Consider the following 16,242-nt stretch of genomic DNA (forward strand, 5'->3'; position numbering starts at 1 on the left):
CGAGGGTGATTTGCCGAGCACTATCAATTTCAGACAGTCAATAAAAAAACTGAAGCTTTTACCTGGTTTTGCAGGCTCAAATGATCTCAGCTGCCACAGCTCTTACGGATGATCGGTATGGACGGTGCGCAGGTAGCGATCTTTCGCTTGTTGCTCATCTCGATCAGCTCTTTGAATCACAAATCATCCAGATCGGGAAAGAAAATCCTGCCTAGTGCCCAGGGTTCAACGATTTCACAATGCACGGTACGCAAAAATGACCCCCACTCGCTTCGGTTATGGGCATCCGGGCCGGTGATCGTCAGTAGCAAGTACTCATCCCGAAAAGAGTCATAGGCATAAATCAGCCAAAAGTCATTGTCAGCATCATTTATCAATGCTGTCCGGTAATACTGACGATTGATTTTTGCCCATCGAGCCTGCAGTGCCTGTGTACTGGCAAGGTGGATATGGTGCATGTCGTTCAGATCGAGTCGTTCATCCCGTCCGAAAATGGCAGGTAATTCATCGCAGATTTTGTAGTTGTAGAAGTGTGCAGCGAAGTTTTGCCAGTTATTGATTCGTTCAAAAAGTGCAGAGATTTTGATTGCTGGCATTCAGGCCTACTTTGTGATCGGTAGCCTGCCAGTGATCACAAATTTATCGAACACTTTCTGCCCATCACGCGCGGCTTGCCGAACATCGAGGAATGTCAGTTCTTCACGAACTTCCTTTTTGCTGGGTTTGTCGGTTTTTCGAGTGGTGGCCATCGGAGCCTCCGAAGGATGTGTATTCATGCTGACCAGCTTATGTGAATAAGTTTTGACCGGCAAACGATAGAACCTAGCCTCAGCGAGCATCAGTCGGCTCGTTCTGGCGCAGTTGTAGGCAGTATCTGTTTTGCTTGAGCGAGATCGACGTCGGCATAGAAGGCCTCTTCGCGAGCAGGCTCGCTCCCACAGGGGATTGTCGTCGGACACAAAACTGTGGTCCCAAGCAGTTCCAATATGTGAGCGAGCTTGTTCGCGAAAGCGGTCTGCCAAGTACCATCACTTTCAGACAAGCAACAAAAACCCGGAAGCTCACGCCATCCGGGTTTTTTCATTCCAGCCTTCCAGTCAGCGGTTAAACCGCGCCACCAACGAATACTGCGTGTTGGCCGTCTTCGTCAGCTCTTCACTGAGCAACGCCGAGTTATGCGCCTGTTCCGAGGTCTGATCCGCCAGTTCCGAGATATTGCTGATGTTGCGGCTGATTTCTTCAGCCACGGCACTTTGCTCTTCCGTCGCCGCCGCGATCTGCGTGGTCATGTCGGTGATGTTGGCTACCGCTTCGCTGATGCCGACCAACGCCTGGTCGGCTTCCAGTACCCGCGCCACGCCTTCTTCGGCCTGGCGATGCCCGGCTTCCATGGTTTGCACGGCGCTCGACGCTGTCTGTTGCAGCTTGGCGATCAGGGCATGGATCTGCCCGGTGGATTCGCTGGTGCGTTGCGCCAGTTGGCGTACTTCGTCAGCCACCACGGCGAAACCACGGCCCATCTCGCCAGCACGCGCCGCTTCGATGGCGGCGTTGAGGGCGAGCAGGTTGGTCTGGTCGGCGATGCCTTTGATCACGTCGACCACGCCGCCGATTTCGTCGCTGTCCTTGGCCAGTTGCGTCACGGTCAGGCCGGTTTCACCGACGACGACGGACAGCCGCTGGATCGCTTCGCGGGTTTCGCCGGCGATGTCGCGGCCGCGGCCGGTCAGGCGGTTGGCTTCCTGGGTGGCGTCAGCGGTGCGCTGTACGTGGCTGGCGACTTCCTGGGTGGTGGCGGCCATCTGGTTGACGGCGGTGGCGACCTGTTCGGTTTCCACGCGCTGGCGTTCCAGGCCGGTCGAGCTGTTGTGCGCCAGGGCGTCGGACTGCTTGGCCTGATCGGTCAGGTGTTCGGCGGTGTCCTGCAAGCGGGTCAGGCAGGTTTTCAGGCGCGCTTCCTGGCTGAGGATCGACATCTCCAGACGCGCCTGCGCGCCACGGCTGTCGGTGTACATCTGCGCGATCAGCGGGTCAGAGGTGGTCTGCTCGGCCAGGCGCAGCAGGCGCTTGAGGCCACGTTGCTGCCATTGCAGGCCCATCAGGCCCAGCGGCACCGACAGACCGGCGGCAAGGGCGAAGCCCCACTGCGAGTTCAGCGTCGCGCCGATCATGAAGCTCAGTTGGCTGACCAGAATGAACGGCAGCCAATCCTGCAGAATCGGCAGCCATTTGTCCGTCGAAGGAATCGCCGACTTGCCCTGGTTGATGCGTTGGTAAAGCGCTTCGGCGCGGCGGATCTGTTCGGCGGTGGGCTTGACGCGCACCGACTCGTAGCCGACCACCTGGCTGCCATCAAACACCGGCGTGACGTAGGCGTTAACCCAGTAGTGGTCACCGGATTTGCAGCGATTCTTGACGATGCCCATCCATGGCAAGCCTTGTTTCAATGTGCCCCACATGTGCGAGAACACCGCCGACGGCACGTCAGGGTGACGGACCAGATTGTGCGGCGCCCGGATCAGTTCCTCCCGCGAAAACCCGCTGATTTCAACGAACGCGTCGTTGCAGTAGGTGATCACGCCCTTGGCATCGGTGGTGGAAATCAACCGTTGCTGAGCTGGAAAGGTCCGCTCGCGTTGTGTAATGGGCTGGTTGTTACGCATGGTTTTTCAATCCGCAAGGCTTTGAAAGGTTGTCGGCGCTGACAGGTTTTTATTGAAGTTTTTTTTCAGATTCAAGTACGCCGTCGCAAAACCGCGCTTGCGTCAACTGGCCAGCATCGGATAGGTGAACAGGCCGAAGTGCAACAGGTTCAGGCCGAAATGGGTGGCGATCGCCGCGCCCAGTCCGCCGAAACGGTAGGCCAGACCATAGCCGACCCCGGCCAGTCCCGCCAGCAACACCCAGGTCCAGCCAGCACCGGCATGCACCAGACCAAATAGCAGCGAGGCCAACAGCAGCGCGAGATTATCGCCGTAGGGCAGGTGCTTGAGGCGACGGCTTAGCCCGCCCTGTATATAGCCGCGAAACAGCGCTTCCTCGACCAGCGTCACCAGCAACAGATTGTTCAGCACCCACAGCCAGGCCTGATCCGGCCACTTCGGCGCCCAGGCGATTACACCGAGCAACAACGCGCCGCCGAGGGCGAGAATTGCGCACAGTGTCAGGGCAAGGGCGGTGGCATAGACCGTCAGGCGCAACGACCGCCGCGCGACAATCCACGGACAAACCAGCAGCAACCAGAAGCCCACCAGCGGTTTGTCGAGGTTAAAGTACATCGCGAACGGCACGGCGTTGTCAGTGAAACGTTGCGGATTGATCACCCGGCCGTTGGCGAAGCCCGGCAGCCAGTGCAGCGCAAGTGCCACGGCCAGAACAATGAACAGGCCATGGCCGAGCCAGCGCGCAAACGGTACTTGTTGCTGGCGCACGGCGAACGCGGCGAACAGCAAAAGCCCCACGGAGATCAATGCCAGCCAACCGAGTTGGCCGTAGCTCAGGGCCAATCCGTAACCGAGGCCGAGCAGCGCGAGATAGAGCCAGGGCAGCGCCTTCATCGAAAGTCCTTGTGCGAAATTCTGGAAGGGGCTTTCTACACGGGCGAGGGAGGTGGGACAAGTGAAGGTGTGGCAGTCATGCCCGACACAAATCAAATGTGGGAGCGAGCCTGCTCGCGAAAGCGGTTTTGCAGATGACGTCACTGGCGACTGACACTCCGCTTTCGCGAGCAGGCTCGCTCCCACAGGTTTTGCATTCGGCTGAAGATCAGCGCAGGCCCAGTTTGGCGGCCGCGCGTTCGGTAATCTCGGTGCGCAGCTTCAACGAAGGCGCCGCGCGCAACCGCGCTTCATCGACCACCGCACTTGGCGCCACATCCGGACTGCCGGCATTGAACGGCGGTGCCGGGGCATATTCCAGTTGCAACTGCACCAGTTGCGCCGTGTCGGCATCGACCAGTTCCGCCGCGAGCACCAAGGCAAAATCGATCCCGGCGGTGATCCCGCCGCCGGTAAAAAGATTGCCGTCGCGCACCACCCGATCCTTCACCGCAATTGCTCCCAGCGTCGGCAGCAACTGGTGATACGCCCAATGCGTGGTCGCCCGCTTGCCCTGCAACAGACCCGCCGCGCCGAGCACCAGCGAGCCGGTGCACACCGAGGTCACATAACGTGCCTGCGCGGCCTGGCGTTTGATGAAATCCAGCGTCTGCTGGTCTTCCATCAACGGCCCGACGCCGCCACCGCCTGGCACGCAGATCACATCCAGATCCGGGCAATCGTCGAACGTCGTGGTCGGTTTCAGCAGCAGGCCGGTGCTGGACGTCACCGGCATCAGGTCCTTCCAGACCAGATGCACCTGCACACCGGGCAACGAGGCGAGCACGTCGTAAGGGCCGGTCAGGTCGAGTTGCTGAACCTGCGGGAATAACAGAAAACCGATCTGCAGCGTCATCGTTGTGGCTCCGTTGAAAGAAGTGGACGACTGCACTGTAGGCGCGTAGGTTCTGGCGCATACGCCAATCACCCCACGAATTACGCCAAATGCCTAAAGCCATTCACGTCCTCGCGTTTGCCAACATGCAGATTCTCGATGTCACCGGGCCGTTGCAGGTGTTCGCCTCGGCCAACGATCTGGCCCGCCAGCGCGGAATGTCGGTGCCGTATGCGCCGAGCGTGATCGCCAGCGGCGGCGGGGCGGTGATGTCATCGGCGGGTCTGGCGGTGCTGGCCGAACCGTTGCCGCAAACGCCCAGCGATACCTTGATCATCGCCGGCGGCTGGGGCATTTATCCCGCCGCCGAAGACCCACAACTGGTCGACTGGGTGCGCGAGCACGGCACTCATTGCCGGCGCGTGGCTTCAGTATGCACCGGGGCCTTTCTGCTCGCCGCCAGCGGCTGGCTCGATGGCCGCCGCGTGGTCACCCACTGGACGCGCTGCGAGCAATTGGCCGCGCAACATCCCAATCTGCGCGTCGAGGCCAACCCGATCTTCATCAACGACGGCCCGGTATGGACTTCTGCCGGGGTCACGGCCGGTATCGATCTGGCGCTGGCCATGGTCGAAGAAGACCTCGGCCGCGACATCGCCCTCGACGTCGCCCGGCACTTGGTGGTGTTCCTGAAACGCCCGGGCGGGCAGTCGCAATTCAGCGTGACGCTGTCGCTGCAACAACAGGGCAACCGCTTCGATGAACTGCACGCCTGGATCGCCGAAAACCTGACCTGCGACCTCGGCATCCCGACCCTCGCCGAACAGGCCGGCATGAGCGAACGCAGCTTCATCCGCCACTACCGCGCCAACACCGGCCAGACCCCGGCGCGGGCGATCGAACTGATCCGCGTCGAAACCGCTCGGCGACTGCTCAGCGATACCGGCCTGCCGGTGAAACGCATCGCCGCCAATTGCGGGTTTGGCAGTGAAGAGACGCTGCGGCGCAGTTTTCTCCGAGCGATTGGCGTGACACCGCAGGCTTATCGCGAGCGCTTTTCGGTCAGCGTTGCAACAGATCCAGTATTGCCTTGAGGGTTTCCTGCGGCGCTTCTTCGGGAAGGTTGTGGCCGACACCCGCCAGCACGCGCCGCTCATAGAAGCCGCTGAAATGCCCGGCATCTTCATCAATCAGCGAAGGCGGGCCGACGCCATCGTCGGCACCGCACAGCGAAATGCTCGGTACGCTGATCACCGGCTGTATGGCCAGCGCTTCTTCCATCCACTCCAGGGCCGGATCCCCCGAGGCATACCCGAAGCGATGCCGATAGGAATGAATCACCACGTCGACAAAATCAGGATTATCAAAAGCGCCAGCGGTCAGCGGGTAGCGTTCATCCTTGCGCGCCCATGTCGGTGACCACAGCCGCCAGAGCAACTGGCACAACTCCCGGCGATTCTGCCTCAGACCCTCGGCGCCACGGGGCGTGTGGAAATAGTACTGATACCAGAGCCGATGCTCGTCTTCGGGCTCCAACGGCTGATGCGCATGGGCGATGTCCTGCACCAGGTAGCCGTCGCCGCTGACCAGCCCGCGCACACGCGCCGGAAACAATGCCGCGACAATGCAGGCCGCCCGACCGCCCCAGTCATAGCCGCAAAGCATGGCTTGTTCGATGCCCAGCGCGTCCATCAGATCGAGCAGGTCCTGCGCCATCGCAGCTTGCTGGCCGGAGCGCAGGGTTTGCGCACTGTTGAACCGGGTCGGCCCGTAACCGCGCAAGTACGGCACGATGACGCGATAGCCTTGCGCGGCCAGCGCCGGGGCGACTTCGTCGAAGGCACGCGGCGAGTAGGGGAAGCCGTGGAGCAGAATCACCGAGTCGCCGCCGGCAGGGCCATGCTGTTCGTAGGCGATGGTCAGAAAAGGGGTGAGGACTGACTGAATCATGACTGACAACTCCGTGCAAACGTCTTCCAAACCCTAGACCATCGGATAGACTGCGCAGCTCATTCTGTCGACTGGCTTCAAGGACGATACATGTCACTCAAACTGCTGCTTGTTGTGTTGGGACTTGTCGTGATGCTGACCGGTTGCGCATCGCCGCCACCGGCACTGCCGGACACCCCGCAGCGCCGTGAACTGATGGAACGCATGTTTGCCAAGTCGACGATCATGCTGTCCTTCAAGGAGTTGGACGCACGATCCGCCGCCGCGCCGGGCGAACCGCAACGCCAGCTCAGCGCCGATGAGGCATTGGCCAGACACAAGAAACAAATGAATGTCGACCTGCCGGCGGCGTACTGGGAGCAGCGCCGGGCAAACCTCGCGCAACTTATCGATGCCAGAGCAAAAGGTGAAGCCATCGGTCTGGCGGCATACAAGCAAAAGTACTTCGAGCAATTGTCCCAGGCACCGACGCCGATGCTCGCGGCGCTGGCCAATGCGCCGAGGATGGACGCGCTGGCAGAGTTTCCATTGGTGCTGCCCAATGATCATCAGCTCAGTTACTTCTACCTGATGACCGTTGCGGATGAAACGTTTTGGGAAATCGAGCAGTTCTACCAGCACATGGCCGATCTGGACGCCCAGTACGGCGTCTGTGCCCTGTACCCGGATTGCTACCACCCGGACTTCCGCACGGCTAAGCCTCAAGCTCCGCGATCTGATTGAAATACTTCGTCCGATCCGGGGTAAACGTCACCTTCATCTTCGTCCGCGAACACACCAGCGAACGCTCCTGCGCCAGATCAATATCCAGATCCTCACCGCGCAGACCCTGCCACTGCGCCAGATATTTCAGTGAGCCGTACTTCTCGTTTTTCTTCAGGCTGCGACTGACGCCACCCTTCCAGCCCAGCACTGGCAATTCATCGGCCAGGCAGCGCTGGGCCAGTTCGGGAAAGCGTTCGGCGCGCTGGCGGCCGATTTCCCAGCATTTGATCAGGCCCTGGTCGCCGTCTTCCCAGAGCTGGGTGCGGGTCAGGCCGGTGCGAAGAGGGGATTCGATGCTGCGCTGGACGTGGTGAGGCATTCCGGTTCCTTGAATTCGGGGGTGGTTGGACAGCTCCGCTGTGCCCGTAGAAGATCAAAAGCGCCTCACCCTAGCCCTCTCCCGGAGGGAGAGGGGACTGACTGAGGTAATGGCTTCATATCGACCGTTGCGTTGGATGGTAGGTGTGGATGTAACGGCTGGCAACAAGGTATTTCGGCGTGTAAGCACACGTTGCGGCAAGCGTTTCAACCTGACGTGAGTGGTGTTTGTAGGCGCAGTTTTTACACAGACTGTCGCCAGACGTAACCGCCGCGCAGGTTTCACGTTGGGCATGGGCCTGTACCCGTTGGCTGGCGGGCAGGCCCGTTGTGGAAAAATCCCGTCCAGTCAGGGATCGGTCTGACATGCGCTGACGAAAAAACAGCGCTATGGCTGCCAGGAACTCTTCTCCCCGCTCAATTTGCGATCAAGAAAACTCGCTGCACTGATCAACGCCAGATGCGTCAGCGCTTGCGGTGTGTTGCCCAAATGCCGGCCATGGCTGTCGAACTCTTCGGCATACAGTCCCAGCGGATTGGCGTATCGCAGCAACTGCTCGAACTCCAGATGGGCTTTTTCCACCTGACCAGCCCGGGCCAGGCATTCGACGTACCAGAACGAGCAGGCGGCGAACGCGCCTTCGGTGCCGCTGAGGCCATCGATGTTGGCGTCTTCGTTGCGATAGCGATAGACCATGCCGTCGCGCACCAGGGTTTTTTCGATCGCTTCCAGAGTCGACAGCCAGCGCGGATCCTTGGCGCTGACGAAACGCACCAGCGGCATCAGCAGCATCGAGCCATCCAGTGCGGTACCGCCCTTGTACTGGACGAAATGCCCGCGTTCTTCGTCCCAGAAGTTGTCCCAGATGTCGGCGTAGATCGCTTGGCGTGTCTGATCCCAACGGGCGAACGGCGCCGGCAGCGAACGCTTGGAAGCCAGCCGGATGGCGCGGTCCAGCGCCACCCAGCACATCAGCCGCGAGTGCAGGAAATGATGGGTTTCACCGCGCATTTCCCAGATGCCGACATCTTCGTTCTGCCAGTTCTCACAGACCTGATCGACCACTTCGCCGACGTGCCGCCAGCCTTCGTGGGAAATCGCATCACCGTACTTGTTGACCAGATACACCGCATCCATCAGCTCGCCGAAGATGTCCAGCTGGATCTGATCATAAGCACCATTGCCAATGCGCACCGGTTGCGCACCGCCGTGACCGGACAGGTGCGTGAGTTCGGTTTCCGGCAATTCCTGCTGACCGTCGATGGCATAGAGGATGTTGAGTTTCATCGGTTTGCCGCAGCAATCGCTGACTCGCCCGCGTAGCCATTGCATGTAGTGATTGGCCTCATCGACGAAGCCCAGGCGCATGAACGCGTAAACGGTGAACGAGGCATCGCGGATCCACGTGTAGCGGTAATCCCAATTGCGCTCGCCGCCGGGAGTTTCCGGCAGGCCGAAAGTGGCAGCGGCGAGAATCGCACCTTGGCGACGCGAGGTCAGCAGTTTCAGGGCGAGGGCGGAACGGTTGACCATTTCCCGCCAGCGTCCGCGATAGTTGGATTGGCCGATCCAGCCACGCCAGTACTTCAAGGTACGCTCCATGCACAATTCGGCGGCACCCTCGGCAAAGCGCGGGTCGTCGCTGCCGCCGAGCATGAACGCGGCGCTTTCGTTGTGCTCGAGGGTAAATTGCGCGACGGCCGCTTGCGCATCGATCTGCAGCGCCTGATCTGAAGCCAGGCGTATCGACGGCTGGCCAGCGGCGTGGAACGTCACGTCCTGTGCGTCCATCTCGGCCCGGGTGTCGGCACGACCATAGTCGTGGCGCACCGCGCAACGCAGGTTGAACGTCGCCGAGCCGCTGACCACGCGCACCCGGCGCATCAGCAGGGGCAGGGCGTCGACATCGTCGCCGATCGGCAACAGGTCGGTGATTTCCACCACCGCGTGTTCACTCAGCCAACGGGTCTGCAAAACGTTGGTGTCGGGCAGGTAAATCTGTTCGCGGCGCGCATCGGGCAAGTCCGGCGCGAGCTGGAAAATCCCTGCTTCAGGTGTGTCGAGCAACGAGCAGAAGATCGTCGGGCTGTCGAACTCCGGCCAGCAGAAAAAATCCACGCTGCCTTTATCGTTGACTAGAGCGGCGCTGCGCATGTCGCCGATGATGCCGTGGGCACCGATGGGACTTTGTTGTTCCATTTCAGCCTCAGCCATTGCCGCGAAACTCCGGATAGAGGCTCATCCCGCCATCAATGAACAGGGTGGTGCCGACGATGTAATCGGACAAATCGGAAGCGAGGAAAACCACTGCGTTGGCAACATCCTCGACATCGCCAATGCGTCCGTAGGGAATCAGCTCAAGAAGTTTGTCGCCGGCCGCGCCTTCAGTGGCTTCGGTGTTGATGGCTGTGCTGATCGCACCGGGCGCGATGCTGTTGATGCGGATGCGCTGGTGGCTGACTTCCTGGGCGAGGCTCTGCATCAACTGATCGACGCCGCCCTTGGACGCCGCGTAATTGACATGCCCGGCCCATGGAATGCGCTGGTGCACCGAACTCATGTGAATGATCTTGCCCGCCGCGCGCGACACGCCTTCGCGCACGCCCTGACGCTGGAAAATCCGCAACGCCGCCCGCGCGCAAAGGAACTGCCCGGTGAGGTTGACGCCGATTACCGTGTTCCAGTCGTCGAGCGTCATGTCCACGGCAGCGGCGTCTTTTTGCAGACCGGAGTTGGCCACCAGAATGTCCAGCGAGCCGAAGGCTTCGACGGTCTTGGCGAACAGTCGCTCGACCTCGTCCTCTTTCGAAACATCCGCGCCGATGGCGAGGGCCTTGCCGCCTTCGGCGTTGATTTGCGCAGCCAGTTCTTCGGCGGGTTTGGCGCTGCTGTTGTAATTGATCACGACCGCAGCGCCGGCGGCGGCCAGTGCTTTGGCGGCAGCATGGCCGATGCCGGAGCTGGCGCCAGTGACCAGCGCCACCTGATGAGCGAGGGAAATCTGCATGACGATTCACGCCTTGGTTCAAGAGACTTAAGTAGCTGACTGATGGCCTGCGGCGAGAGTTCATCTGCAACCATGAAAAGTTCGCCAGCGTCAGACCTGATAGCGGCCACTGCTGCGATGCCATTCGACGTTGCCGGCCAGCCAGCTCTTGATTCCGCGCAGATAGCGTTTGAGCAGCGGCGAGGCGTGCGGCAATACCGCCCGTTCCGCCGCCTCATACAGATGCATGATGTCATCGTGAACGGCAGCGCTTTGCGCCATGGCCTGCGCGGGGGAGCAGCCCTGTTCCTGGATCAGCAACATAGGCAGATTGAAATCGCCGATACCGGCCTGCTGTTCCTTCAGCGCGGAAAAAAGATCATTGGCAATGATCGTGGCGCTGGCGGCCAGCGTCGTGACCTTGCGCACCTCGGGTGCGCTGTAGACATTGGCGGGCAATTCATACCCACCGATGATGTCGATCAGCGACAGGCACGGCAGGAAACTGTTGACCTGACGCTGAGCGAGATATTCCCAGAGCGCGGGCGTGAGCCCTTCGATCCGCCAGGCCGCTTCGGCGGTCATGGTGACGAACATGGCAATGATTTCATGGCGTACGCGGGCAACCTGCGCCGCTGTTGCAAAAGTCTCGACCCGCCTCAGATAGGCCCGCAGTGCGACCAGCACCGGATCGCCGCTCAAGGCCTGCTCGAGCCCCGGGCGGAACCGTGCGCTCAGGTAAACCGGCTCCAGCGCCGCCAGCGCCAGGGAAAGGCGCGGCCCGACCATTCTGGGTTCGGAGCCGGTTCGCTCATCGTCGCAGTAGTAATCGTCCACGGCGAACAGCGCGGCGAAACATTGCGCCGCGAGCAGCAGCCGATCCGGCTCATCGGTGTCGGTATGACACAGCATGGCGAAGCGACCGAAACCCATGGCGCGGACCTTGTCGTGCCGACCCGGGAAAATCCCCACCCGCTCGATCCACGGCATCAGCCGATCATCCACCTGAGCCGCCAGCGCGACGTCGTTGCGAAATGGCGCCAGGCCATACAGGGCGGGCACGGCCCACGGCGCCTTTTGCGCTTCGGGTGAGACGAGCATTGACGATTCGTCCATGACGAGACTCCTGAGTGCGTTTACAGGGTTCCACGGTGATACGCGAAGATCCAAGGCCTCATCAGAGCGCAAACGACAAGGAAGCGCACCTGTCAGGTCTGACAGGTCAGCGTTGGTTTTCGACCAATGGTCATCGTTGTTCAGCACTGGAAAGATCAGGGGCTTTCACATTCCACCAACAATTGCGCGCTTCCACGGCATTCAAGCCTATGGCAACTTGGCCGCCCCTGATGAGGCTGCAATCGATGGCAAACCCCTACCGCGAATTGTTCACCGCCCCCGGTGCCCGTGCGTTTGTGCTGGCCGGGATGCTGGCGCGCATGCCGATTTCCATGACCGGCATCGGCCTGATCACCATGCTTGCGCAGTTGAACGGCGGTTATGCGCTGGCGGGGGCGGTGGCGGCGACGTTTGCCTTGGCCACGGCGTTTTGCGCGCCGCAGGTATCGCGGTTGGTGGACCGTTACGGGCAGGGGCGGGTGCTGCCGATCGCAGCGCTGACCGGTGGCGGCGGGTTGTTGATGTTGCTGCTGTGCACGCGTTTGCAGGCGCCGAACTGGACCTTGTTTTTGTTCGCCGCGCTGGCCGGGTGCATGCCGAGCATGTCGGCGATGGTGCGGGCGCGCTGGACCGAAATCTACCGTGGCCAGCCGCAATTGCAGACGGCGTATGCGCTGGAGTCGGTGCTCGACGAAGTGTGTTTTATCGTCGGGCCGCCGCTGTCGGTGGGCTTGTCGGTCGCGGTGTTTCCCGAGGCCGGGCCGCTGGCAGCGTTGTTGGCGCTGGCCATAGGGGTAACGGTGTTTGTCGCCCAGCGCAGCACTGAGCCGCCCGTGCACGCGCAGGAGTCGCAGCATCAGGGCTCGATCATTCGCTCCACCGACGTGCAATGGTTGCTGGCGTTGATGCTGGCGATGGGCGTGATTGTCGGGGTGATCGATGTGGTCAGCGTCGCTTTCGCTCAACATCAGGGGCAGCCGGCAGCGGCGAGTATTGTTTTGTCGGTGTACGCGATCGGCTCATGCCTGGCCGGCATCGCCTTCGGTGCGATGCGTTCGAAACTGCCGCTGCCGCGCCTGTTTCTCTACGGCGGCGTGGCGACGGCGGTGACCACGCTGCCGCTGCTTTTGGCGAGCAACATCCTTGGCTTGTCGATCGCGGTATTTATCGCCGGGCTTTTCTTTTCACCGACGCTGATTGTCGCGATGGCGTTGATCGAACGCATCGTGCCCCCGGCCAAACTGACTGAAGGCCTGACCTGGCTGGTGACCGGACTGAGCATCGGCGTGGCGATCGGCGCCGCTGGCTCCGGCGCGCTGGTCGATGCGTTTGGCGCGCGTAGCGGATTCTGGCTGGCGATTGCGGCGGGGGCGGTGGTGCTGATTTCCGCGTTTCAAAGTTTCCGTCACTTGAAATGAAATTCCACTGTGGGAGCGAGCCTGCTCGCGAAGGCGGTGTGTCAGTAAATATCTTCATACCTGATACAACGCATTCGCGAGCAGGCTCGCTCCCACAGTTATTTTGCGGTGTTACCAGCCTCGGCCAGAGTTGATCCAGAAGTTGACGGATAGCGAGGTCGACACCGACTCCACCTGATGAAACCAGCCCTCTGGCAAAAACAGCAGATCCCCAGCCTCCAGCGTCACCCGCAAAAACGTCACCTCCCGCGCCGCCGGGAAGCGTTCATAGTCCGGCGCGTCCGGGTTGAAATCGCAGCCATCCAGGCCACCCTTGGGCGCGGTCGACCAGGTGCCCAGCGCTTCGCGGTGATGTGGCGCGGCGAGGGTGAATTTTTTCTGCCCCCAAACCTGGGCGAAGAGGTTGTCGGTGTCATCGCGGTGCAACGGCGTCAGCGTGCCCTTGGGGCCGATCCAGATGCGCGGCGGGATGAACAGCGACGTGTCGAAGTAGGGCGGGTAGTGGATCTGCTGCAACAACTGCGCGGGCAGGATGTTGTTGCCCATGTACGCCGGCGGCTCGCCATCCGCGCCTTTGACCGCCGGACTGTCCAGCGAGGCGATGAACTCGGCCATCGAGGTCGAGCGGAAATCACGCTCAGTGGAAAAGGTCTTCTTCACGTAATCGCCGTGGCGGGTGATGCCTTGCAGTTCAGCGAAATGCACCAGCGACTCTTCGCGACTCAGGCTGAACAACGGCCAGTCGTGCAGGGCATTGCTGATCACCAACGGAATGCCGTTGGGCAAATAACGAGTTTCGAATTCGTGCCGGCTCAACTCGGCGCGCGCACGACGTTCGACGCTGGTCTGGCGAGGCAGCGCGGCAGTGAGCTTTTCGCTGAAGCGTGGCGGCGTCGGGTAGCGCTTGTTCATATCGACTTTTTCCACCGTGCCGCCACCCTGGCGGGCGTGGTCGATGATCTGCGGCAACATCGTCGCCAGGCCCATGTTGCCGCCAATCTTCAAGCGACCGCTGGCGAACAGTTCCTCGACATTGACCACGCCGGCCATGATCCCGAGAAAATCTTTTTCCGCGACTTCGATGGTCACGTCCGGGCTTGGATGGCGCCCGATTTCCGTGCGCTGGCTGGTCTTGATGTCGTACCAGTACGCCTGTTGCCCACTGAAGATGAACTGGAAAACCCCCTCGATGCCGACCGCGCCGGCGTTGGCGAACAATTTGCCCAGAATGCTCTGCAGGTCCACGGTGATTCCCTCGCGATTGTTGTTTTTTTCCTGAACAGGCAACGAGCGGCTGGCGGGGGAATTTAGCGACCTGGCGACTAATTTGTCCGGCCAGTGATCCGTCTTTCTTGCAGACACATTTTTCAAGGAAAGCGCGGTGACCAAGCTGACATTGCTGTGCCTGCCCTATTCGGGCGCCAGCGCCATGGTTTACAGCCGCTGGCGGCGTCAACTGCCGACGTGGCTGCAATTGCAACCGGTGGAACTGCCGGGGCGTGGCGCGCGGTTCGATGAACCGCTGCAAACCGACATGCGCGCACTGGCGCGGCAACTGGCGCGCGAGCACAAGCCGGGGTTGCAAGGCCCGTATGCGTTATTCGGGCATAGCCTCGGTGCATTGCTCGCCTGCGAACTGGCCCATGCCTTTCGCGAGTTGGGTGTGCCGGAGCCGCTGGCGCTGTTCGCCTCCGGCACCGCCGCACCGTCCATGCGCAGCGATTACGACCGCGGCTTTGCCGAACCGCGCAGCGATGCAGAGCTCATCGAACAGTTGCGCACCTTTCAGGGCACCAGCGAAGAAATCCTCGCCAATGAGGAATTGATGAGCCTGACCCTGCCGGTGCTGCGCGCCGACTTCATGATGTGCGGGCGCTTCACGCCTGCCGAGCGGCCCTTGCTCAATTGCCCGGTGCACGTGCTCGGTGGCAAGGAAGACCGCGCCACGACCGAACAACTGATCGGCTGGAGCAAAGAAACCCTGGGCAGTTTCTCGGTGGACATGATGACCGGCGGGCATTTCTTCATTCATGAGCACGAAGCGCGGGTCATTCGCACGATCAAGACCCATCTGGAAGTGCATCACCGGCGCTATGCGCAGGCTGTGCAACCGGCGTTCTGAGACGCGCCTCATCTATCATTTTCAGGAGGCCAGTCATGGCTGTTGCTCTGGGCTTTTCCGTGCGGCCGTTGCTGCCGCAGCGCGGACGTTTGCCGCTGTTGGTCGAGGCGGGCGATGCCGACACCGATCTGTTGGCGGTATTCGATGAATTGAAGGCCTTGGTCGACGAGCATCTGCTGCGCGACGGTGGCGTGCTGTTTCGCGGTTTTCGCCTCGACGGCGCCGAGCAGTTTCGCCAGTTTGCCGCGAGCTTCGGCCATCCGCTGCTGAACTACGAGTTCGGCTCGACGCCGCGCACCAACGTCACTCAAGGCGTGTACACCTCCACCGAATACCCGGCGCACCAGAGCATTCCGCTGCACAACGAACAGGCCTATTCCCGCGACTGGCCGATGAAGATCTGGTTCTACAGCATGATCGCCGCCAGGTCCGGCGGCGAGACGCCGATTGCCGACAGCCGCGAAGTCTACCGGCGCATTCCCGTGGCGATCCGCGAGCGGTTCGTCAGCAAAGGCCTGATGTACGTGCGCAACTTCGGCAATGGCCTCGATGTGGCCTGGGAAGACGTGTTCAACACCGAAGACCGCGAAGTCGTCGAGGCGTACTGCAAGGCCCACGGCATTGTCTGCGAGTGGAAGGACGACGGTGAGCTGCGCACGCGGCAGACCTGTCAGGCGGTGGCGGTGCACCCGGTGACCGGCGACCACGTCTGGTTCAATCAGGCGCACCTGTTTCACATCTCCAACCTGCCAGCGGACGTGCGCGAAAGCCTGCTCGACATCGTTGACGAAGAAGACCTGCCGCGTAACGTCTACTACGGCGACGGCTCGCCGATCGAAGACGAGGTGCTGGCGCAGATTCGTGCGGTGCTCGACGATTGTGCGATCAGTTTCCCCTGGCAGGAGGGCGATGTGCTGATGCTCGACAACATGCTTTCGGCTCACGCGCGCTCACCGTTCGAAGGGCCGCGCAAAGTCATCGTGGCGATGGCCGAGGGGCATTCGCAGGACGCGCGCTGACCTGTTCGCAACCCTTCAACTCAAATGCCGAATCCGGTCATGTACCGGCTTCGGCATTTGTCTGTCTGGCCTTTGTACCGTCGGGCCGTGATTGCCGCTGGCGCGCTAAATCGTCA

16 protein-coding genes and 1 pseudogene are annotated in these 16,242 nt (G+C 61.1%); 6 read left to right on the top strand and 11 right to left on the bottom strand.

Annotated elements, in window-relative coordinates; genetic code table 11:
• Positions 1-176: 176 nt before the first annotated feature.
• From PS14A_RS08555 to PS14A_RS08570, 4 genes are all read right to left on the bottom strand, one after another.
• Positions 177-596 carry a type II toxin-antitoxin system YafO family toxin gene (locus PS14A_RS08555; RefSeq protein WP_212615749.1) on the bottom strand — a complete coding sequence of 140 codons (420 nt, stop codon included), beginning with the start codon at positions 594-596 and terminating at the stop codon, positions 177-179.
• A gap of 6 nt (positions 597-602) precedes the next feature.
• Complete coding sequence (locus tag PS14A_RS08560) at positions 603-839, bottom strand: hypothetical protein (protein ID WP_212616077.1); 237 nt, start codon at positions 837-839, stop codon at positions 603-605.
• Positions 840-1,097: 258 nt separating this feature from the next.
• On the bottom strand, positions 1,098-2,663 hold the full coding sequence (locus PS14A_RS08565; RefSeq protein WP_212615750.1) for a PAS domain-containing methyl-accepting chemotaxis protein: 1,566 nt from the start codon (positions 2,661-2,663) through the stop codon (positions 1,098-1,100).
• 102 nt (positions 2,664-2,765) lie between these two features.
• A complete protein-coding gene (locus PS14A_RS08570; protein ID WP_212615751.1) occupies positions 2,766-3,557 on the bottom strand; it encodes a CPBP family intramembrane glutamic endopeptidase in 792 nt (263 codons plus the stop codon).
• 98 nt (positions 3,558-3,655) lie between these two features.
• Between PS14A_RS08570 and PS14A_RS26810 the strand changes: the two are divergent.
• A pseudogene (locus tag PS14A_RS26810) lies at positions 3,656-3,748 on the top strand (metal ABC transporter ATP-binding protein); the annotation flags it as partial.
• Positions 3,749-3,765: 17 nt separating this feature from the next.
• Here the strand turns inward: PS14A_RS26810 and inhA are convergent.
• Positions 3,766-4,452 carry an isonitrile hydratase gene (inhA, locus tag PS14A_RS08575; protein WP_137215790.1) on the bottom strand — a complete coding sequence of 229 codons (687 nt, stop codon included), beginning with the start codon at positions 4,450-4,452 and terminating at the stop codon, positions 3,766-3,768.
• 89 nt (positions 4,453-4,541) lie between these two features.
• Here inhA and PS14A_RS08580 point away from each other — a divergent pair, with 89 nt between their 5' ends.
• Positions 4,542-5,525: a GlxA family transcriptional regulator gene (locus tag PS14A_RS08580; protein ID WP_212615752.1), complete on the top strand. Its 984-nt coding sequence runs from the start codon at positions 4,542-4,544 to the stop codon at positions 5,523-5,525.
• On the opposite strand, the gene PS14A_RS08585 is transcribed toward PS14A_RS08580, so the two are convergent.
• Entirely contained in the window at positions 5,494-6,381 is an 888-nt protein-coding gene (locus PS14A_RS08585) for an alpha/beta hydrolase (protein ID WP_212615753.1), read from the bottom strand. The two genes, PS14A_RS08580 and PS14A_RS08585, sit on opposite strands and share 32 nt — an antisense overlap.
• Before the next feature lie 90 nt (positions 6,382-6,471).
• Between PS14A_RS08585 and PS14A_RS08590 the strand changes: the two genes are divergently transcribed.
• Positions 6,472-7,104: a hypothetical protein gene (locus PS14A_RS08590; protein WP_212615754.1), complete on the top strand. Its 633-nt coding sequence runs from the start codon at positions 6,472-6,474 to the stop codon at positions 7,102-7,104.
• Here the strand turns inward: PS14A_RS08590 and PS14A_RS08595 are convergent.
• From PS14A_RS08595 to PS14A_RS08610, 4 genes are all read right to left on the bottom strand, one after another.
• Complete coding sequence (locus PS14A_RS08595) at positions 7,076-7,465, bottom strand: hypothetical protein (RefSeq protein WP_212615755.1); 390 nt, start codon at positions 7,463-7,465, stop codon at positions 7,076-7,078. The genes PS14A_RS08590 and PS14A_RS08595 overlap by 29 nt on opposite strands.
• 387 nt (positions 7,466-7,852) lie before the next feature.
• Positions 7,853-9,679, bottom strand: a complete 1,827-nt coding sequence (locus PS14A_RS08600; RefSeq protein ID WP_212615756.1) for a glycoside hydrolase family 15 protein — start codon at positions 9,677-9,679, stop codon at positions 7,853-7,855.
• Positions 9,672-10,472 (bottom strand): glucose 1-dehydrogenase, encoded by an 801-nt coding sequence (locus PS14A_RS08605; protein WP_130909809.1) that lies wholly within the window; start codon positions 10,470-10,472, stop codon positions 9,672-9,674. The genes PS14A_RS08600 and PS14A_RS08605 overlap by 8 nt, the downstream gene beginning before the upstream one ends.
• Before the next feature lie 90 nt (positions 10,473-10,562).
• The gene (locus PS14A_RS08610; protein WP_212615757.1) at positions 10,563-11,567 is read right to left on the bottom strand and encodes a family 2 encapsulin nanocompartment cargo protein terpene cyclase; all 1,005 of its coding nucleotides are present in this window, start codon (positions 11,565-11,567) and stop codon (positions 10,563-10,565) included.
• 245 nt (positions 11,568-11,812) lie between these two features.
• Here PS14A_RS08610 and PS14A_RS08615 point away from each other — a divergent pair, with 245 nt between their 5' ends.
• The gene (locus tag PS14A_RS08615; protein WP_212615758.1) at positions 11,813-12,985 is read left to right on the top strand and encodes an MFS transporter; all 1,173 of its coding nucleotides are present in this window, start codon (positions 11,813-11,815) and stop codon (positions 12,983-12,985) included.
• 111 nt (positions 12,986-13,096) lie between these two features.
• Here PS14A_RS08615 and PS14A_RS08620 read toward each other — a convergent pair whose 3' ends face one another.
• Positions 13,097-14,230, bottom strand: a complete 1,134-nt coding sequence (locus PS14A_RS08620; RefSeq protein WP_212615759.1) for a cupin-like domain-containing protein — start codon at positions 14,228-14,230, stop codon at positions 13,097-13,099.
• Positions 14,231-14,366: 136 nt separating this feature from the next.
• Between PS14A_RS08620 and PS14A_RS08625 the strand changes: the two genes are divergently transcribed.
• Together PS14A_RS08625 and PS14A_RS08630 are read left to right on the top strand one after the other, a co-directional pair.
• Positions 14,367-15,107 carry an alpha/beta fold hydrolase gene (locus PS14A_RS08625; RefSeq protein WP_160769561.1) on the top strand — a complete coding sequence of 247 codons (741 nt, stop codon included), beginning with the start codon at positions 14,367-14,369 and terminating at the stop codon, positions 15,105-15,107.
• Positions 15,108-15,142: 35 nt separating this feature from the next.
• A complete protein-coding gene (locus PS14A_RS08630; protein WP_129999157.1) occupies positions 15,143-16,126 on the top strand; it encodes a TauD/TfdA family dioxygenase in 984 nt (327 codons plus the stop codon).
• Positions 16,127-16,242 lie beyond the last annotated feature (116 nt).

Source organism: Pseudomonas sp. 14A, from assembly GCF_018132745.1.
Lineage (GTDB): Bacteria > Pseudomonadota > Gammaproteobacteria > Pseudomonadales > Pseudomonadaceae > Aquipseudomonas > Aquipseudomonas mercuritolerans.